Source organism: Streptomyces sp. NPDC018263 (assembly GCF_055562575.1).
Genome location: NZ_JBVHFA010000007.1, coordinates 339441 through 357798 on the forward strand (window position 1 = coordinate 339441; position 18358 = coordinate 357798).

Here is an 18358-nt window from a genome sequence, read left to right on the forward strand (position 1 = left end):
CGCTAGCGGCGGGCGGCCGCCAGGTCCACGTCCGCCGCGCGGACGAACCCGACCCGGTGGCCGTACTGGATCTCGTAGTACAGGTCCTTGCCGGTGATCACCCGGTGCGAGTCCTCGGTGAAGGTGACCGCGTAGTAGTACTCGCCCGGCATCCGGTCACCGACCACGTACTTCTGCCCGGCCGGGATCGTGTACGGCAGCGGCACCACCGACTGCGCCGGGACGCCCGCCGGGTACGCCTCCTTCTCCGGGTAGGCGCGGCCGTACACCGGGACGCTCGCCAGGCCCGCCTTCGGGGTGATCGTGGCCCCGGACGCGGGGACCGCGGTGCGCTCGTGGTGGGGGTTGTGGAACCACGCCTTCTGCCCCAGGTACCAGATCGCCGTCCAGTCGCCCCAGCGGTCCGCGACCACGTACTGCTGGCCGGTGGAGACCCGCGAGGACAGGTCGTTGACCCCGTCGGTCGGCGCGGTGCGCAGGCCGACGTCCTTGATCAGCGGCGCGTTCACGTCGTGGTCGGAGTACAGCCGCACCTCGCCGGAGCCGTGCGCCGGGCAGGGCTCGCCCTTCGTCGTGCAGCCCGTGTACACCGGCTGGTTGGCGGCGTAGTCCGGCAGGATCGTCACCAGCCCCGAACGGCTGGTGCCGGTGCGCTCGAAGGGGTGGCCGAGCAACTGGAAGTAGTGCCGCCAGTCCCAGTACGGACCTGGGTCGGTGTGCATGCCGGGGATGGTGGAGGCCGTCGGGCCGGGCACGTTCTCGTGGCCCAGGATGTGCTGCCGGTCCAGCGGCACGCCGTACGCACGGGACAGGTACTTCACCAGCCGGGCCGAGGAGCGGTACATCGCCTCCGTGTACCAGGTGTCCGGGGCGGTGAGGAAACCCTCGTGCTCGATGCCCACGGAGCGGGCGTTCACATCCCAGTTCCCCGCGTGCCAGGCGACGTCCTTCGCCTTCACATGCTGGGCGATCAGTCCATCGGTCGAGCGGATCGTGTAGTTCCAGGACACATAGGTCGGGTCCTGGATCAGGTTCATCACCCCGTCCCAGCCGCCCTCGGTGTCATGGATGACGATGTACTTCACGCGTTCGGCGGCCGGACGGAGACCGAGGTCGTGGTTGCCGTAGTCGTTGTCGCCGAACTCCTCGTACGGCGCCGGGACCGACACGCACGACACCGACCGGGGGCACTCGACATCGCCGGCGGGCGCGGTGCGCAGACCGGTCCGCTCCAACTGGGCGGTGTCGGGCTGGAGTTGCGGGCTGGCCTCCAGTTCGACCCGCTGGCCGGCGTCGGTGGTGCGCTGCTCGCCGGTGCGCAGCACGTCGTACACGTCGTTCGCGTACGCGGCGGCGGTCGCCGTGTCGTCGGCGGCGGAGAAGCGGGCCACCGCGCCGTACCAGGCGGCCGGGTCGGCGCTGAGCGGCTCGCCCAGCTCGCGCTGCGCGGCCGCCAGCAGTGCGGCGCCGCCGGCGATGTTGGCCGCCGGGTCGGTGCGCAGCTCGGCCGCCGGGAGACCGGTCAGCTCCGCCGCGCGGCGCAGCGTGGTCAGCCGGGCGGGGAGCTGCTGCAAGGCGGGCGCCCCGGCCTTGGGGTGCAGCGCGGGGCGGGCGTCGTCGCCGCGGGCGTCCTCCGTGCCCTCCGCGTGGTGCTCGGTCGCGGCCAGCGCGGTACGCGCGTCGGTGAGGTGCATCGGGCCGTAGCCGCCGCTGACGCTGGGCGCCCCGGCGTGCCCGTCCCAGCGGGACTGGAGGTAGGAGACGGCCAGCAGGACGCTCTGCGGGACGCGGTACTCGGCGGCCGCGCTGCCGAAGGCGCGCTGGAGCTGATCGGCCGGGGGAGCGGTGGGCGCGGCCGGGGCGGCGCCGAGCAGCGGCAGCACCAGGGCGGCCGTGGCGAGCGTTCCGGCGGTCCGCTTCAGGCGTCTGACGCCGGGTGCGGACGACGGTTCGGGGGCGAAACCTCGCAATGCGGCCTCCTGTGACGGGCGGGGCGTGGCGGGACGGGCGGCGCCGAGCTGGGTCAGTGGTACCGGCTTGCCGACGATCCGTCAATGATGCCTTCGGGAAGATGATTTCCCACGTCACAAAGGGTTTCGGGCGAGTTTCGCGCTTGATGGGGCGCGGGCCTGCGCGGCGTCAGTGGCGTATACCAGTGACCCCCCGCCCCGCAGGCCCGGCACCCGGAACCGCGGTGCGCCGCCGCTCGGGCGCACCGCGGTGCTCTGTGTCCGCTCCCTACCGGGTGCCGACCGCCGCGCGCACGGCCCGGCGGGCCATGTGGCAGTCGTCGTGCAACCTGCGCAGGAGCAGGCGCTGTTCCTCACCGGAGGGGGTCGCACCCGAGGGGACCGGGACCGGGCCGGCGCCGTGCATGGAGCGCTGTACGGCGGTCTCGTAGGTGCGGATCTCGCGGGTCAGCACCAGCATCAGGTTGACCAGGAAGGCGTCGCGCGAGGCCGGGCCGCCCGACTGGGCGAGCTGGCTGATCTGACGGCGCGCGTCGGGGGCGTCCCCGAGGACGAGCCAGAGGGTGGCCAGGTCGTACCCCGGCAGATACCAGCCGGCGTGCTCCCAGTCGACCAGCGCCGGGCCGGCCGGGGACATCAGGATGTTGGAGAGCAGCGCGTCGCCGTGGCAGAACTGGCCCATCCCCTGGCGGCCGGCCGCGTGCGCGATGCCGTGCAGCAGCTTCTGGAGGTCGCCCAGATCGCGGTCGGTGAGCAGTCCCAGCTCGTGATAGCGGGAGAGGCGGTCCGCGTAGTCCAGCGGGGCGCCGAAGGTGCCCGCCGGGGGCCGCCAGGCGTTCAGCCGGCAGATGGCGCCGAGCGCGGCCCGGATGTCCGTGCGCGGCGGCGCCTCCAGCGGGTGGCGGCGGTGCGAGGCCACCCTGCCGGGCATCCGCTCGATCACCAGCGTGCAGTTCTCCGGGTCGGCCGCGATCAGGCGCGGCACGCGCACCGGCGGACGGTGCCGGACGAAGGAGCGGTAGGCAGCTATTTCGTGCCGGACCAGCTCGGCCGCCGCCGGTGTGTGGTCCAGCAGGCACTTGGCCACCGCCGTGCTGCGTCCGGTCGTCCCCACGAAGGTGACGGACCGTGGGCTGCGGCGCAGCACCTGCACCGGGGCGAACTCCGGGCAGATCCGCTGCACCGCGGCGATGGCGGTGCGGAGTGGGGCGCCCTGCGGGCCGGACAGGTCGAGCCTGCCGCTGAGCGGCTGGGAACCGGGCTGCCCGGGAATACGTGGTGCCCGGCCCACTCCCAGGAGGGATGCTCCGGGTCGCGCCGCCGGGTCCAGATACGGTCCGCCGCCCACGGGGCGGGGACGTGGGGGCCGGGGCGGGGCGGACACGGAGGACGATGCTGCGTACATGGGAGATACAGATCCCTTCGTGTGCCTGCTGTGCCTGCCTGTGCGTCGCTTGTCACGAGCTGTGCGCCCACCCGGCCCGGTCCTCCCAGGCACACCCTGGGGAGTGCCCCTGGGAGGACCGGGCCGGGGTGGCGCTTTCCTACCTGACACCCGACGTCCACTGGCACACCATCTGGCGCACCCTGGCGAACCCTGGCGAATAGTCGCCCGGCAACTTGCACGGGGCTACTGTCAACTCAGCCGAGAACCTGGGGGCTTGACGTGAGCGGACAACCCAACACCCGCTTTGCGGACCTGTTCGGCATGGCCGGCTGGTCCAAGGGCGAACTCGCGCGACTGGTCAACCGGCAGGCGGCGGCCATGGGCCATCCCCAACTGTCGACGGACACCTCGCGGGTACGGCGCTGGATCGACATGGGAGAGATCCCGCGCGATCCGGTGCCCAGGGTGCTGGCGGCTCTGTTCACCGAGCGTCTCGGCCGTGTCGTGACCATGGAGGACCTCGGTCTGGTACGGCACGGGCGTGCGGGGAAACGGCAGGGCGACGGGAAGAGCGAAGATCCCGACGGCGTGCTGTGGGCGCCCGAACGAACCGCCGCGGTCCTCACCGAATTCACGGGAATGGACCTCATGCTCAACCGACGCGGCTTGGTGGGCGCGGGTGCCGCGCTCGCCGCGGGAACCACACTCAGCAGCGCCATGCACGACTGGTTGCACACCGACCCCACGCTCCGGGCCGACGCCCCCGTCCTCGACGACCCACTGCACGCGGAACCCGCCGGGTTCGACCGCTACGAGGCCGCCCCCATCGGGTCCCAGGAGGTCGAGGAACTGGAGGGCTCGGTCAAGGTGTTCCGGGCCTGGGACGCCGCTCGTGGCGGCGGCCTCCAGCGCAAGGCGGTCGTGGGCCAGCTCAACGAGGTGGGCGGAATGCTCGCCTACCACCATCCACCCCAGCTCCAGCGACGCCTGTGGGGCGTCGCCGCCAACCTCGCGGTCCTGGCGGGCTGGATGTCCCACGACGTGGGTCTGGAGCCCACGGCACAGAAGTACTTCGTCATCGCCACACACGCCGCGCACGAGGGCGGCGACCGTCCCCGCGCCGGGGAGGCGCTGTCGCGGGCGGCCCGCCAGATGGTGCACCTGGGCCGCCCGGACGACGCCATGGACCTGATGAAGCTGGCCCAGTCCGGCTCGGGGGAGGAGCTCCAGCCCAGAACCAAGGCCATGTTCCACACCATCGAGGCGTGGGCGCAGGCCGCCATGGGCCGGGGCCAGGCGATGCGCCGCACACTCGGCCAGGCCGAGGACCTGTTCGTCTCCGACCGCCAGGACACCCGGCAGCCGGACTGGATGCAGACCTTCAAGGACGAGGATCTGTACGGCATGCAGGCCCTGGCCTACCGCACGCTCGCCGAGCACGACCCGAGCGCGGCCGTGCACGCCCAGCACTACGCCCAGAAGGCACTGGCGCTCAGGACCGACGGGCGGGAGCGGTCGAAGATCTTCGACCATCTGTCCATGGCCTCGGCCTGCTTCATCGCGGACGACCCCGAACAGGCGGCCCGGTACGCCCGGTTGGCGCTGATGGCGATGGGAGCCAACTCCTCCCGCCGCACCTGGGACCGGCTGCGCGAGATGTACCGGCTCACCGCCGAGTACGCGAGCTACCCGAAGGTCGGTGAACTGCGGGAGGAGATCAGGCAGGCCCTGCCCAAGCCCCGGAGCCGCAGCACCGGCGCGGCCCCGGCATGACGAAGGACGGCGCTACCCGGACACCCTGACGACGAGCACACACGCGTCGCCGTCCTGACCCGCGCCCAGTTCCCCGGCCAGCAACCGCACGCACTCCCGCGCGGTACGGGCCGTGCACAGTCGTGCGCCGAGACCGAGCAGGCGTGCCACGTCCGTCTCGCTCACCCGCTCGGTGTGCAGGAGAAGCAAGTCGCCCGGTCGTAGGGTGAGTTCGGCCTGCCCGTAGGCCGATTCCGCGCTCGGTGGCGGGTCGTCCGGTGCGGTCAGCCGGCGGCCCGTCCCGTCGCGGAACAGCAGCGGGACGGGCCGCCCGGACCGCGCCCAGGTGAAGGTGCGGTTCTGCGGTTCGTAATGGCAGCAGACCGCCTCGCGCAGCGAGGTGGCGGCGCCCAACCGGTCCAGTATGGCCAGGAGTTGAGCGGGTCGCGTGCCCGCGAGCGCCAGGCCGTGCACGGCGCCGAGCAGGGTGGCGGGGTCCGGGCCGGTGAGGTCGCCGACGCTCAACAGGGCCGATCCGCCCGGCAGTTCCAGGGCGTCGCACCAGCCGGCCGCCGCCGTGACGGGCGCTGCGCCGGACATGCGGTGTGCCGCGAGGTCGAGAGTCCGCGGCTCGTGCGGGGGTGGCCGGCGGACCCGCGGCGGGTCCGGGGCCGCGCCCACCGGCCGTCCGCGCAGGCTGAGTTCGCTCACGTCCCGGATCACGGCCCACATGGAGACGGCGCCGCCGTCCGTGCCCAGCACGGGCTCGCCCGTCATGTGCACGGTGCGCACCGAGTCGTCGGGCCGTCGCACCCGGAACTCGCCGTCGATCGGCCGGGCGTCCACCAGGCAGCCCGTCACCATCGCGGTGAGGTGCCGCCGGTCCTCCTCGTGGACCAGCACCGGTAGTTCGTCCAGGGTGAGCGCGGGGACGGACGGGTCAAGGCCGAGGATGCGGTACAGCTCCACCGACCAGTCGGCCTCGTCGGTGAGCAGGCCCCACTCCGCCCGGCCCACCTGCTGGTCCGAATCGTTTCCCCGGGTGTCCCGCCGTACGGCGAGCCGCCGATTCCGCGGGGTCAGCGCCTCCACCGGGCCGCGTCCTGGCGGCTGGGCGGACGGGCGGTCCGCGGAGACTTGGGGCGGCATGACGCACTCCGAGGGGACGGTAGGGCCAGGGGGAACGGAGGGACCGGTACGACTGTGGCACAGCCCGCGATGCCCCGTAAGGGAATTGGCAACACACGATACGGGGGTGCTTCGGGCATATGCCAGGGTCTTCCCGGAGTGGTTCACGCGGTCCCGGAGGCTAAGCGCCGCGCCGGTCAAGTCGTAGTCGACGTACGGGACTTGACCCATCGGTGTGGACCCGGCGCGGCGCTCGCGCGTGCGTTCGCCGTTCACCTGTTCCTATGCGTCAGTCGAGGCCGATCGCCTTGTCCGCCTTGGCGCGCGTCGGCTGCCACCACGTCGTCACCGGCTCCCAGACCCGGACCTCCCGCCCGGTGCCGAGCCGGGCGGCCGGGAAGTCACGGCCGTACTGGGACGCCGAGGCCGACACCCCGAGCGACGGGGAGCGCCGCGCCTCCGGGTCGGACGGATTCCCGATGGTGCGGACCACCCCGTAGGCCGTCGTGCCGGCGTCCAGCCGGTAGGTGCCCCGGCCGCCCTCGGGCGTCGGCAGCGCGGCGCCGTCCAGCTCACCGAAGGTGATCGTCGGCACCCGGTCCACGAGACAGGCGCGGGAGGAGGAGTTGGTCACCGAGAAGCGGACGAAGGTCGTCCGCCCCTTCACCGCCTTGGCGTGGATGTCGAGCGCCTTCGCGGCGCACCGGACGGGCGCCGCCCGGTCCTGCGGGGCCGCCTGGCCCGGCGCGGCGGCCAGCAGCAGGGCTGCGGAGGCGGCGAGGACGGGCACGGTGTGGACGGTACGGATACGCATGAGGGGGTCCCCCTGTCACGATCGGGTCCGGTCGGCGGGCTGGGGCCGCGCCTACCCGGTGTGACGCCGGACATGACCGCGCAGTTGCGGCGTCACCCTTCGCTCACGGGTTCCGCCGCTCACCTGTCCGGCGACACGGTGGAGCTCCACGCCTTGCCGTCCGCCGGGCACGAGCTGCCGCTGGGCGGCAGTGTGCCGTACATCAGGAAGTCGTCGACCTTGCGGTGCACACACTTGGACGAGGTGTAGCCGGTGTGCCCGTCGCCCTTGTTGTCCAGCACCACGGCCGAGGGCCCCAGCCGCCGTGCCGTCTCCTCGGCCCAGCGGTACGGCGTCGCCGGGTCGCCGCGCGTGCCGACCAGCAGCATCCGCGCGGACGGCACGTCCTTCACCGAGTCCCTGATGTAGTCGGTGCCCTTGGGGCGGCCGTAGCACATCAGCAACTGGGTGAGCCGGTAGCGGCCGAAGACCGGGGAGGCGGCGTCGTAGGAGGCGCGCAGGTCGGTGAGGTCCTTGGTGAGGCGGGCGGCGGTGGGCCGGTCCGGGTCGTCCGCGCAGTTGACGGCCATCAGTGCGGCCGTGAGGTTGTCGATCGGCACCTGCCCCGGATCGGTCAGCCCGCCGTCGTTCCTGCCGGTCCCGTTCGCCCGCATCGGCAGTCCGACGCCGCCCGAGGCGAAGGTGAGCACCCGGCGCGCGTCCCCGTCCTCCACCAGCGTGGCGAGCGCCCGCTCCAGCGACGGCCACAGCTCCTTGCTGTACAGCCCCTGCCCGATGGCGCCCACCAAATCCTGCCCGGAGAGGGTGCCGCCGAAGTCGGTGGGCACGGGGTGCTCGTCCAGCGAGCGCACGAGCTGGAGCACCTGGTCGTCCGCCGCCCGCCGGTCCTGGCCGAACGGGCAGCCCATGTCCGTCACGCACCAGTCCAGGAAGCCCTCCAGCGCCGTCTGCTGCCCCTGGGCGCCCGCCACCCCCTGCTCGGACAGCGGTTCGGTCAGCGTGTCCACCCCGTCCAGGGCCATCCGCCCGACCTTGCGCGGAAACTGCGCCGCGTACACCGCGCCGAGCCGGGTGCCGTAGGAGAAGCCCAGGTAGTCCAGCTTCTTCTGGCCGAGGGCCTGGCGTATGACGTCCATGTCGCGGGCCGCGTTCACCGTGCCTATGTGCTTGAGCACCGGCCCGGAGTGCTTGGCGCACAGCTCCGCGGACTGCCGCAGCAGGGTCATGAGCCGCTGCGGGCTGCTGACGTCGACACTGGCGTCCGAACCGGACGAGTCGGACGAGTCGGAGGGGGGTTCCTCGCCGACGCCGCAGCTCACGGGGGAGGAGCGGCCGACCCCGCGCGGGTCGAAGGCGACCACGTCGGAGCCGTTGGTGAGGTCCATGAACTCCTTGCCGCCGGCCGCGAGCTGGTTCACCCCCGAGGCGCCGGGCCCGCCGAAGTTCAGCAGCACCGCGCGGTGCCCGGAGCCGGTGGCCCGGTAGCGCGCCAGCGCGAGATCGAGCGTGGCCGCCTTCGGATGGGCGTAGTCCAGCGGGACGGTCACCTTGCCGCACTGGAGATCCCTCGGCATGTCCGGGCCCGTGCAGCGGGCCCAGGCGACCTTCTGTTCGTAGAAGCGGGCCATGCCGGGCCGGTCGGCCTGTTCGGGCCGGGACCCGGCGGCCACCGCCGCGGGCAGGCTCGCGCCGACCAGCGCCAGGGCGAGCACTCCCGCACCCGCGCCGCGCCGAACGGCGGATCGTCTGGACTGCTGCCTCACCTTGGCCGGCATCGCTCGCCTCCCAGGGCACCACCGCCCTGAACAGGGGCGGCGCCGTCCTCACCATAAGCGGGCCCCGCACCGGTCGCCTCCCGGCCGTCCGGGCGTCACCTCCGGTCCGGCGCCGCCGGCACCCCCTCCTCCGGCCGGGTGAACGGTCCACCTATCCGCGTGGGTGCCGCGACAGCGGCTTGACGTGCGGTTCGAACGACCGTGCCCCCCGAACGGGTGAAAGCCGCACAGGCCATAACCCGAACGGTCCGTACGCGTTCTATGTGGTGCGGGTGACTGCCCGCTACGACTTTCTGGAAGGCAGGGAACCTATGAAACGGGCTACCCGAAACGGTGTGATCGGCGTCGCCGCCGCCTCCGGTGCGATGGCCATGGCCATGCCCGTCTCCGCCGCTTTCGCGGCTGGTGGTGCCACCGCCGACGGCGCCGCTGTCGGCTCGCCCGGTGTGCTCTCCGGCAACACCGTCCAGGCCCCGGTCAGCGTCCCGCTGAACGCGTGCGGCAACAGCGTCGACGTGGTCGGTCTGCTCAACCCGGCCTTCGGCAACTCCTGCGCGAACACCGGCTCCGACAACGGCGGCGGCGCGGTGAGCGACGGGGGCTCCGGCAGCAAGGCGGGGGGCAGCAAGGCCGGCGGCACCAGGGCGGGGAACGTCGGGGGTGGCGGCGCCACCGCGCACAGCGTCACCAAGGGCTCGCCCGGCGTGCTCTCCGGCAACGGCATCCAGTTGCCGGTCGACATCCCGGTGAACGCGTGCGGCAACAGCGTGGACGTGGTCGGCGCCCTCAACCCGGCCTTCGGCAACCACTGCGAGAACCACTCCGAGGCGCCGACCCCGCCGCCGGTCGCGCCGCCCAAGCACCAGCCGCCGGCCCCGCCGAAGCACCAGCCGCCGGCTCCGCCGAAGACCGTGGTGCCGCCCACCCATGAGACGCCGCCCAGCCTGGCGCACACCGGATCGGACTTCGCCGCCCCGGCGCTGGCCGGCAGCGCGGCCTTCCTGGTGGCGGGCGCGGCCCTGTACCGGCGGTTCCGCCCGGACAGCCTTCGCTGACCCCGCTCCACCGCACGGCCCCACCGACTTGAGCACCACTCGGTGGGGCCTTTGTAGCGCCTGCGCCCGGTACGCACCCGGTCCCCACGGGTCCGGCGTGACGTGGGGCCGCCCGATCGGGAAGGATGCGGCGCGAGCGACCCCCCGACCCCACGGAAACGGAGCGCGGCGATGACGTCACCGGCCCCCCAGGAGTTCACCGTCACCCAGGCCACCCTGGACGACTGGCCGGTGATCAGCGGCTGGGCGGCGGCCGAAGGCTGGAATCCGGGACTCTCCGACGGCCCCGCCTTCTTCGCCCAGGACCCCGAGGGCTTCTTCCTCGGCCGCATCGACGGCGAACCGGTCTCCGCGATCTCCGTCGTCAACTACGGCACCGACTACGCCTTCCTCGGCTGCTACCTCGTCCGCCCCGACCTGCGCGGCCACGGCTACGGCCTCACCACCTGGAAGACCGCGCTCGCCCACGCCGGGGAACGCACCGTCGGCCTGGACGGCGTCGTCGACCAGCAGGACAACTACCGCCGCTCCGGCTTCGCACTCGCCCACCGCACCGCCCGCTACACCGGCCCCGCCCCGGCGGCCGAACCGCCCGCCGGAGTGCGCCACGCCCAGCCCGGCGACCTGGACGCCATCACCCGCTACGACGGCGCCTGCACCCCCGCCGACCGCCCCCGCTTCCTCGCCGAGTGGCTCACCGCCCCCGGCCACCACACCTGGGTACGCCACGACGGCGAGCACCTCACCGGCTACGGCGTGATCCGCCCCGGCGCGGACTGCCTGCGCATCGGCCCCCTCTTCGCCGACACCCCCGACGACGCGCGCGCCCTGTTCGCCGCGCTCACCGCCGACCACACCGGCCGGCAGATCGCCATCGACGTACCCGAGCCGAACAAGGCGGGCGTCGAGATGGTCCTCGCGGCCGGACTCACCCCCTCCTTCGAGACCGCCCGCATGTACACCGGCCCGGTCCGCGAGCACGCCGCAGAGCGCGTGTTCGGCATCGCCACGCTCGAACTGGGCTGAGCGCAGGGCTCGTTCGGGGTAATCCCGTTGCCCGGACCGGGCCCGGATGCTGGAGTGACCGCATGGATCACGCCGCGGTACTCGCCCGCTACGACCTCGAGATGCGGCGGAACGCCCGCCCCGACGCGCCCGGCGCCCGGATCGAACGGACGGGTGCCGTGGTGCGCCAGGTCGCGGGCGAGCGGGGCTGGAACGGCGTCCTCTGGTCCGGCCTCGACGCGGCGGGGGCCGATCGCGCGATCGAGCAGCAGATCGCGTACTTCACGGGCCTGGGCCGGGACTTCGAGTGGAAGCTCTACGGCCACGACCGGCCGGAGGATCTGGGCGAGCGCCTGACCGCGGCGGGGTTCCGGGCGGAGGAGCCCGAGACGCTGATGGTCGGCGAGATCGCGGAACTCGCCCTGGAGGAAAGGCTCCCGGACGGCGTCCGACTGGTCCGGGCCGCCGACGCGGCGGGCGTCGACCTGGTGGTGGCGGTGCACGAGCGGGTCTTCGGCACCGACGGCACCGCCCTGCGCGCTCATCTGCTGGCCCGGCTCGCCGCCGACCCCGGCACGGTCCTCGCCGTGGTCGCGCTGGCCGGGGACGAGCCGGTGGCCTCCGCCCGGCTGGAGCTGGTGCCGGGCGGCGACTTCGCCGGACTCTGGGGCGGCGGCACCGTCGAGGAGTGGCGGGGCCGGGGTCTGTACCGCGCCCTGGTCGCCCACCGCACCCGCGTCGCCGCCGCCCGCGGCTGCCGTCACGTTCAGGTGGACGCCTCCGCCATGAGCCGCCCCGTCCTGGAACGCCTCGGGCTGCACGCCCTGACCACCACGACTCCGTATACGTACGAGAGGTGACCCTAGGGTCAGCGGCGGCGGCCCACCGTCCGGTCCAGCGCGGCGATGCCGACCGCGGCCAGCGCGATCTGGATCAGCCACTCGATCCAGTCCGGCCCGTCGGTGTCCGCGACGCCCAGGCCCGCCGCGATGGCCGAGCCCAGCAGGGCGGCCACGATGCCGACGAGAATGGTGACGATCACGCCGATGTGCTGGCGTCCCGGCACGACCAGCCGCCCCAGCACGCCGATCACGATGCCGATGATGATCGCGCTGATGATTCCTGAGATCTCCATGTCCACCCCTAGTGGTCTCGGCCCCTGCTGCAGTGGCATGTGCCCGCTGCGGACGGAGCCAGTCCACTGCGGCGCCGCCCCCGGGAACTCCCACCGGGAGAGTGCCCGTGGCGGCGGCCGTCGACGCGGCGGGGCGGGGGGAATTCAGGAAGCGGGGACCGTCCGTTCCGGGGTGTTCCAGCCGGAGACCCGCACCCGGGGCGCCGAGCCGCGCAGGTCCGCCGTGCGGTAGGTGGCGGTGAGCGTCACCGACTCGCCCGGCCAGAGCCCGACCTGGTTGTCCGACCAGCGCACCGGGAGGACCGGCCGGCCCTGGGCGTCGACCAGATGGACGTCCGTCAGCAGCGAGGGGGTCCGGCCGCCGCCGGTGCGGCGCAGGGTCACCGTCGTGGTGGACAGCCCGCCCGAGGAGCGGGTGGCCGCGGCCGCCGACACCGGTACCCGCGCCATCGTGGAGAGGCCCTTCAGGTCGGCGTAGGCGGTCGTCGGGGTGTACCACCAGTCGGTGTGCGCCCAGTCGAGGGTGTCGGGCCGGGTGGAGAGCCAGTACACGTTCCGGCTCACCTCCCTGCCGTCCGGGCCGGTGAGCACCAGACGCAGCAGATGGGTCCGGGAGGTGCCGCCGACGTCCTTCGGCAGCGTGAACGCGGTGGAGTGCGCGCCGTCGCCGGGTACGCGCAGCCCGGTCAGGGTGCGCGTGTGGCGCGGGGTGCCGTCCGGGTCGAAGAGGGTGGCCCGCGCGGTCAGGCCGGTGGCGGGGGCGTGGCGGTCGTTGACGACGACCACCGAGCGGTCGTCGTAGGAGTACTGGACGTGCAGTGGCTCGCCCGCCTTCCTGGCGCCGAAGTAGGCGCCGTTCTGGTCGAGATAGCGGTCCATGAGCTGCCAGTGCAGTGAGGTCCAGCCGCTGTTGAGCATCCAGTGCACGATCCCGGTGGCCGGCTTGTCGGCGTCGTGCGCGTTGCGGCGGTACGCCTCGAACTCGGCGCGGACGTTCTCGTACTGGGCGAGCTGCGCCTTGCGCACGTAGTCGGTGAGGCCGGCCGGGGCGCCGTAGCGGGCGGTCAGGGCGTCGTTGTAGAGCTTCAGTGTGGAGAACACCGCCGAGGGGGAGCGGTGGTACTGCTTGGCCGCCGGGGTCTGCCACAGAGTGTCCAGCTCGGCGGGGGTCATCATCCGGCGCAGGGTGTCCAGGGTGGGGATGCTGGGGCCCGCGCTGGTCTCGGAGTTGAAGCCGGTGGCGCCGCCCTCGCGCTTGGCGTACCAGTAGGCGGGCGGTACCCAGTCGTAGGGGCCGCTCATCTTCATGCCCGAACGGCCCAGTCTGGGCGAGGAGTTGTCCGAGGCGGCGGGGACTACGGGGGTGGGCCAGTCGGCGGCCGCGAGGGCGTCCAGGTAGTTTTTCTCGATCGTGGCGTTCGGTGCCGCGTCGCTGCCGATCAGGAAGGAGATGACGCTCGGGTGGCTGCGCAGCCGGGCCGCCTCGGCGGCCATGGACGCCTTCGCCACGGCGTGGTCGTCCGCGTCCCACTTCTCCCCGGAGCCGTCCTCGTTGACCTGGCCCTCCCACTTGTCGCAGCACTCCCAGCCCGGCAGCGTGAGCACGCCGAGCCGGTCGGCCAGGTCGAAGAACTCGTCCGGCTCGATGTGCCCCTCCAGCCGGACCGTGTTCAGCCCGAGGTCGAGGACGTACCGCAGCCGGTCCTCCACATAGCCCCGGTCCCAGCGCAGGAACTGGTCCGGGGACCAGCCGCCGCCCCGGATCAGCAGCGGGCGCCCGTTGATCCGGTACTGGCGGGCGCCGTCCTTGTTCAGGTCCGCCCGCACGTCACGGACGCCGAAGGTCTGGGACGCGGTGTCGGAGACGGCACCGGCGACGGAGACGGTGAGCCTCAGGTCGTACAGCGGCTGGCCGCCCATCCCGGCGGGCCACCACACGCGCGGGGACCGCAGGCGCAGGCCGGGTACGTCGGCGGGGGAGAAGGCGACGGTGCGCGACTCGTGTGCGGCGAGGGGGACCCGGCGGGTGAGCGGGGCCCCGGCGACGCTGCCGGAGACCAGGGCGGTGACGGCGCGGCCGGTGTCGTTGCGCACCCGTGCCTTCACCGTCAGGTCGGCGGTGTCCAGGGACGGCACGGCGAGCCTGGTCACCACGTGGGCGTCACCCAGCGCGACCGGGCCGCCGCGCCGGACCAGGACGTCGCGGACCAGGCCCATGTTCTGGTCCGGGGGCGGCTGGAGCCAGTCGAGCCAGCCCATGCTGAGGTCCCGGTTCGGATCGTTGGGCCGCACCCGGAAGGCGACCGTGTTGCGGCCGGGCCGCACCAGCGACGTGATGTCCAGCTCGTGCCGTGTGTACGCGCCCTTCACCTGCGCGTCCGTCGCCACCCGGTGGCCGTTGACGTGCACCTCGGCGCCCGGGACGACCCCGCTGAAGTCGAGCCGGGTGCGCCGGGAGGTGTCGTGCACGGTGAAGTCGGAGCGGTACCACCAGGGCACCTGGAAGTCGGCCTTCGGGATCTTGCGCAGGTTGGTGGAGCGGAAGGGGTCGGGGTAGCGGCCCTCGGCCAGCAGGGCCGCGAGGACCGTGGAGCGGGGGCCCGCGTGGTGCCAGCCGCGCGCCGGGTAGCCGGGTGAGGAGAGGGCGGCCGCGGAGTCACCCACCTTCGCGGTGGACTGGAGGGCGAAGGAGGTGAGCGGGGTGGCGGAGCCCGCCGTGTCCGGGACGCGGGTGACCCCGCCGGCCGGGAGGGGTGCGGGGGCGCGGTCCTTCGGGCTCGCCCAGGCGGTGGTGGTGAGGGTGCCGATCAGGCCGAGGAGCGCCGCGGCCGTGGCGAGGCGGCGGCCGGGGGCGGGGCGAGCGGACAGGGCGGTCTCCAGCCTCGTGAGGTCAAGGAACGCTATGGCCCGGCTCAAGCTAGAAAGTGCCGCGAACCGTGTCAAAGACCTCCGGCCGGGACGCGCCGCCCGCGCGCACGAGGAGGCCGGTCCGCTCCGGCGGACCGGCCTCGCGTCCTTCGTTGTCGGTGGGAGTCTGCGTACGGTCCTCCTTCCGTCGAACCGAGCGGACTCGACCGCGTCCGGTGGGCCTGCGGTGGAGTGCCGCGTATCGCGTATCCATCCATTCTGCGCCTTTTATTCCCGTATGTGTAGGGGGGTTCGGGCAATACTTCGACCGGATTGCTTCGACCGGATTGCTTCGGCCGGTTCCGACCCCCGTACCGGCCCCGCTCAGACGGCCGCCCGCTGCGGCTCCCGCCGCTCGATGCCGGAGCGCAGCCGGTGCAGGCCCCGGCGGGCGTGGCTCTTCACGGTGCCGAGCGGCCAGCCCGTGCGGGCGGCGATCTGCGGCTGGGTGAGGTCCTCGTAGAAGGCCAGGTAGAGCACCCGGCGCTGGGCGGCCGGCAGCCGCCCCAGTTCGCTGCGGACCAGGAGCCGGTCGAGCACCGTCTCCGGGTCGGCGGCGCTCTCCGCGCCGAGCGCGGCGCGGGACAGGGACGCGGCCGCTGCCGCGACCAGCTCGCCGCGCCGGGCGCGCGCCGCCAGCGCGTCGAAGATCTTGCGCCGGGTGATGCCGACGATCCAGCCGCCCAGCGGACCCCGGTCCGGCCGGTAGCCCGCACGGCCCCGCCACACCCCGAGGAAGACCTGCTGGGTCACGTCCTCCGCCTCACCGGCGTTCCCCAGCGCGCGGCGGGCGAGGGCGTACACCAGCGAGGACCAGCGCCGGTACACGGCCGCGAGACAGTCCTCGTCCCCCGCGACCAGGCCCCGCGCCAGCTCCTCGTCGTCGCACCCGTCCCCGGCCGGGGCCACGGGCGGCGCGGCAGTGGCGGGCGGGGACGGGTACGAGGTCATGACCGTGCTCCTCGGGGCTCCTCGGGTGGGACGGTCAGGTCATCGTGGGAGCCGGTGCCGGGTGCCGACAACTCGCATCGTTTCTGCGTCGTTCCCGGCGTAGAGTCGAGGCATGGACGACGAAGTGGCCGGTGCCGGACTGACCACCGGCGCGCTGGCCCGCAGGCTCGGTGTCTCGCCCACCACCCTGCGCTCCTGGGACCGCCGCTACGGCCTCGGCCCCGCCGCCCGCACCGACGGCAGACACCGCCGCTGGACCCCGGACGACGTGGCCGTGCTGGAGGCGATGTGCCGCCTGACCTCCTCCGGCGTACCGCCCGCCGAAGCCGCCCGCGCCGCACGCGACACCACCCGTCCGCCCGCCGGCCGGACCCCGGCCCCCGCGCCCCGCTCCCGCGCCCCCGGCGCCCTGCCGCTGGGGGACGTGCGCCAGGAGTGCCGGGGCCTGGCCCGCGCGGCCGTCCGCCTAGACGCCCCGGCCGTGGAGGAGCAACTGGACGCTGTGGTCGCCGAGTACGGCCTCACCGTCGCCTGGCAGGACGTGATGGCGCCCGCCCTGCACGCCGTGGGCCGCAAGTGGGCCTCCTCCGGGGACCGTTACATCGAGGTGGAGCACCTGCTGTCCTGGCACGTCTCCACCGCCCTGCGCCGCCACACCCCCCGGCTCCGCCCGCCCGGCACCCCCGTCACCGGGCCCGTGCTGCTCGCCTGCGCCCCCGACGAACAGCACACCCTCCCGCTGGAGGCGCTCAACGCCGCGCTGGTCCACCACGGCGTCCCCACCCGGATGTTCGGCGGCGCCGTCCCCGCCGACGCGCTCGCCGCCGCCGTACGCCGCCTCGGCCCGGCAGCCGTCGTGCTGTGGTCCCAGGCCCGCGCCACCGCGAGCCTGCCGCTGGCCCGGCATGTCGCGGGCATCGAGTGGGGCGTGCGCGGCGCCCGGGGGCAGACCCTGATGATGCTCGGCGGCCCCGGCTGGGCGGGCCGCTCCTGCCACGGCATGCTCCGCCCGACCGGACTCGCCGACGCCCTCGACACACTGACCGCCGCCTACGGCATGGGGCCCGGCCGGCATCTCACTCCAGCCCACGCGCGTGCTTGAACCGGTCCAGGCCGTCCTTGAGGTCGACGATCGGGTCCGGGTAGTTCCCGGTCTTCGCCCGCTCCGACCCCTTGAGCTTCCACGGCTCGTGCACCGCCGGCCCCTCCACGTCCGCCAACTCCTCGACCCAGCGCCGGACATAGGCGCCGTCCGGGTCGTACCTCCTGGCCTGGGCCGTCGGGTTCAGCACCCGGTTGGGGCGGGTGTCGGTGCCCGTGCCGGCCGTCCACTGCCAGTTGAGCTGGTTGTTGGCGACGTCCCCGTCGACCAGCAGGTCCAGGAAGTGCCGGGCGCCCACCCGCCAGTCCACGTACAGCGTCTTGGTCAGGAAGCTCGCGGTGAGCAGCCGGCCCCGGTTGTGCATCCAGCCCTCGTGCCGCAACTGCCGCATCGCCGCGTCCACGATCGGGTAGCCGGTACGGCCCGCGCGCCACGCCTCGATGTCCGCCTCGGCCTTCGCGCCGGTGCGCCAACGGTCGCGCCGGGTGCGGTAGTCGGCGCGGGACGCCTGCGAACGCACCGCCAGCAGTTGCCGGTTGAAGTCCCGCCAGGCGACCTGCCGTACGAACGCCTCCGCGCCCGCACCGCCCTCCAGCCGTGCCCGGTGCACCAGTTCCACCGGCGAGACCGTGCCGAAGTGCAGATGCGGGGAGAGCCGGGAGGTGCCGTCACCGGCCAGATCGTCGTGCTGGTCCTCGTACGCGTCGATCCCCGAGCGCAGCCAGTCGGCCACCATCCGGCGCCCCTTCGCCTCACCACCTTCGGCGAGCCCCGGCGAGGTGCCCGGCACCGCGTCGCGGGACGGGAGTTCCTCGGACGTGACGCCCTCCGGCACGCTCACCTTCCGGGGCGCGCCGAGCGGGTCGCGCCGCGCATGCCCGGACCAGCGGCGGAAGTACGGCGTGAACACGGCGAAGTGGTCCGAGGCCGTCGGCGTCACCGCGCCCGGCTCCACGGCGGCGGTCACCGTGTCATGGACGTGTAGCCTGCGGCCGTCCGCCTCCAGCGCCTCGCGCAGGGCGTGCTCGCGGTGGTGCGCGTAGCCACTGGCGTCGGCGGCCAGGTGCACCTCGTCGGCGTCCGCCTCCGCGACCACCTTCAGCACCTCGGCCACCACGTCCCCGGAGCGCAGCACGAGCCGGCCGCCGCGCTCGCGCAGTCCGGTGTCCAGGTCCCGCAGGCAGTCGGCGAGGAACGCCAGCCGGTTGGGCACGGCGAACCCCGCGCCGTCGATGCCGTCGTCGCGCACGAACAGCGGCACCACCTGCCGGGCCCCGTCCAGGGCGGCGCGCAGCGGCGGATGGTCGTGCAGACGCAGATCGGCGGTGAAGAGGACGACCGAGGTGTTCATCGAACGGCTCCGGAGCAGGGGATGCT

14 protein-coding genes are annotated in these 18358 nt (G+C 73.6%); 5 read left to right on the top strand and 9 right to left on the bottom strand.

Annotated elements, in window-relative coordinates:
• Nucleotides 1–2: 2 nt before the first annotated feature.
• Together ACZ3HQ_RS22065 and ACZ3HQ_RS22070 are read right to left on the bottom strand one after the other, a co-directional pair.
• Nucleotides 3–1970, bottom strand: coding sequence for an N-acetylmuramoyl-L-alanine amidase (locus ACZ3HQ_RS22065; RefSeq protein ID WP_467513303.1), 1968 nt, complete (start codon nt 1968–1970; stop codon nt 3–5).
• Nucleotides 1971–2238: 268 nt separating this feature from the next.
• Complete coding sequence (locus tag ACZ3HQ_RS22070) at nt 2239–3375, bottom strand: aminoglycoside phosphotransferase family protein (protein WP_467513304.1); 1137 nt, start codon at nt 3373–3375, stop codon at nt 2239–2241.
• Nucleotides 3376–3636: 261 nt separating this feature from the next.
• Between ACZ3HQ_RS22070 and ACZ3HQ_RS22075 the strand changes: the two genes are divergently transcribed.
• On the top strand, nt 3637–5130 hold the full coding sequence (locus ACZ3HQ_RS22075; RefSeq protein ID WP_467513306.1) for a DNA-binding protein NsdB: 1494 nt from the start codon (nt 3637–3639) through the stop codon (nt 5128–5130).
• 12 nt (nt 5131–5142) lie between these two features.
• On the opposite strand, the gene ACZ3HQ_RS22080 is transcribed toward ACZ3HQ_RS22075, so the two are convergent.
• The 3 genes from ACZ3HQ_RS22080 to ACZ3HQ_RS22090 all read right to left on the bottom strand — a co-directional run bounded on the left by ACZ3HQ_RS22080 (nt 5143) and on the right by ACZ3HQ_RS22090 (nt 8826).
• Entirely contained in the window at nt 5143–6258 is a 1116-nt protein-coding gene (locus ACZ3HQ_RS22080) for a SpoIIE family protein phosphatase (protein ID WP_467513307.1), read from the bottom strand.
• 268 nt (nt 6259–6526) lie between these two features.
• The gene (locus tag ACZ3HQ_RS22085) at nt 6527–7051 is read right to left on the bottom strand and encodes a DUF4232 domain-containing protein (RefSeq protein ID WP_467513308.1); all 525 of its coding nucleotides are present in this window, start codon (nt 7049–7051) and stop codon (nt 6527–6529) included.
• 119 nt (nt 7052–7170) lie between these two features.
• Nucleotides 7171–8826 carry an alpha/beta hydrolase gene (locus ACZ3HQ_RS22090; protein ID WP_467513310.1) on the bottom strand — a complete coding sequence of 552 codons (1656 nt, stop codon included), beginning with the start codon at nt 8824–8826 and terminating at the stop codon, nt 7171–7173.
• A 335-nt stretch (nt 8827–9161) separates the two neighbouring features.
• Here ACZ3HQ_RS22090 and ACZ3HQ_RS22095 point away from each other — a divergent pair, with 335 nt between their 5' ends.
• The 3 genes from ACZ3HQ_RS22095 to ACZ3HQ_RS22105 all read left to right on the top strand — a co-directional run bounded on the left by ACZ3HQ_RS22095 (nt 9162) and on the right by ACZ3HQ_RS22105 (nt 11746).
• Entirely contained in the window at nt 9162–9881 is a 720-nt protein-coding gene (locus tag ACZ3HQ_RS22095; RefSeq protein WP_467513311.1) for a chaplin, read from the top strand.
• A 171-nt stretch (nt 9882–10052) separates the two neighbouring features.
• Nucleotides 10053–10907, top strand: coding sequence for a GNAT family N-acetyltransferase (locus ACZ3HQ_RS22100; protein WP_467513313.1), 855 nt, complete (start codon nt 10053–10055; stop codon nt 10905–10907).
• Between the two features lie 62 nt (nt 10908–10969).
• A complete protein-coding gene (locus ACZ3HQ_RS22105) occupies nt 10970–11746 on the top strand; it encodes a GNAT family N-acetyltransferase (protein ID WP_467513314.1) in 777 nt (258 codons plus the stop codon).
• An 8-nt stretch (nt 11747–11754) separates the two neighbouring features.
• On the opposite strand, the gene ACZ3HQ_RS22110 is transcribed toward ACZ3HQ_RS22105, so the two are convergent.
• The 3 genes from ACZ3HQ_RS22110 to ACZ3HQ_RS22120 all read right to left on the bottom strand — a co-directional run bounded on the left by ACZ3HQ_RS22110 (nt 11755) and on the right by ACZ3HQ_RS22120 (nt 15879).
• Complete coding sequence (locus ACZ3HQ_RS22110) at nt 11755–12021, bottom strand: GlsB/YeaQ/YmgE family stress response membrane protein (protein WP_350907870.1); 267 nt, start codon at nt 12019–12021, stop codon at nt 11755–11757.
• Between the two features lie 144 nt (nt 12022–12165).
• A complete protein-coding gene (locus ACZ3HQ_RS22115) occupies nt 12166–14889 on the bottom strand; it encodes a glycoside hydrolase family 2 protein (RefSeq protein ID WP_467513554.1) in 2724 nt (907 codons plus the stop codon).
• A 363-nt stretch (nt 14890–15252) separates the two neighbouring features.
• The gene (locus ACZ3HQ_RS22120; protein WP_467513316.1) at nt 15253–15879 is read right to left on the bottom strand and encodes a sigma-70 family RNA polymerase sigma factor; all 627 of its coding nucleotides are present in this window, start codon (nt 15877–15879) and stop codon (nt 15253–15255) included.
• A 112-nt stretch (nt 15880–15991) separates the two neighbouring features.
• Here ACZ3HQ_RS22120 and ACZ3HQ_RS22125 point away from each other — a divergent pair, with 112 nt between their 5' ends.
• On the top strand, nt 15992–16981 hold the full coding sequence (locus tag ACZ3HQ_RS22125; RefSeq protein WP_467513317.1) for a MerR family transcriptional regulator: 990 nt from the start codon (nt 15992–15994) through the stop codon (nt 16979–16981).
• On the opposite strand, the gene ACZ3HQ_RS22130 is transcribed toward ACZ3HQ_RS22125, so the two are convergent.
• On the bottom strand, nt 16956–18332 hold the full coding sequence (locus tag ACZ3HQ_RS22130) for a cryptochrome/photolyase family protein (RefSeq protein WP_467513319.1): 1377 nt from the start codon (nt 18330–18332) through the stop codon (nt 16956–16958). The two genes, ACZ3HQ_RS22125 and ACZ3HQ_RS22130, sit on opposite strands and share 26 nt — an antisense overlap.
• Between the last annotated feature and the right edge of the window lie 26 nt (nt 18333–18358).

Coding starts and splice junctions, on each gene's coding strand:
- ACZ3HQ_RS22110 (WP_350907870.1), bottom strand. CDS start 12,021: ATGGAGATCTCAGGAATCATCAGCGCGATCATCATCGGCATCGTGATC.
- ACZ3HQ_RS22070 (WP_467513304.1), bottom strand. CDS start 3,375: ATGTACGCAGCATCGTCCTCCGTGTCCGCCCCGCCCCGGCCCCCACGT.
- ACZ3HQ_RS22085 (WP_467513308.1), bottom strand. CDS start 7,051: ATGCGTATCCGTACCGTCCACACCGTGCCCGTCCTCGCCGCCTCCGCA.
- ACZ3HQ_RS22090 (WP_467513310.1), bottom strand. CDS start 8,826: ATGCCGGCCAAGGTGAGGCAGCAGTCCAGACGATCCGCCGTTCGGCGC.
- ACZ3HQ_RS22120 (WP_467513316.1), bottom strand. CDS start 15,879: ATGACCTCGTACCCGTCCCCGCCCGCCACTGCCGCGCCGCCCGTGGCC.
- ACZ3HQ_RS22130 (WP_467513319.1), bottom strand. CDS start 18,332: ATGAACACCTCGGTCGTCCTCTTCACCGCCGATCTGCGTCTGCACGAC.
- ACZ3HQ_RS22125 (WP_467513317.1), top strand. CDS start 15,992: ATGGACGACGAAGTGGCCGGTGCCGGACTGACCACCGGCGCGCTGGCC.
- ACZ3HQ_RS22105 (WP_467513314.1), top strand. CDS start 10,970: ATGGATCACGCCGCGGTACTCGCCCGCTACGACCTCGAGATGCGGCGG.
- ACZ3HQ_RS22100 (WP_467513313.1), top strand. CDS start 10,053: ATGACGTCACCGGCCCCCCAGGAGTTCACCGTCACCCAGGCCACCCTG.
- ACZ3HQ_RS22080 (WP_467513307.1), bottom strand. CDS start 6,258: ATGCCGCCCCAAGTCTCCGCGGACCGCCCGTCCGCCCAGCCGCCAGGA.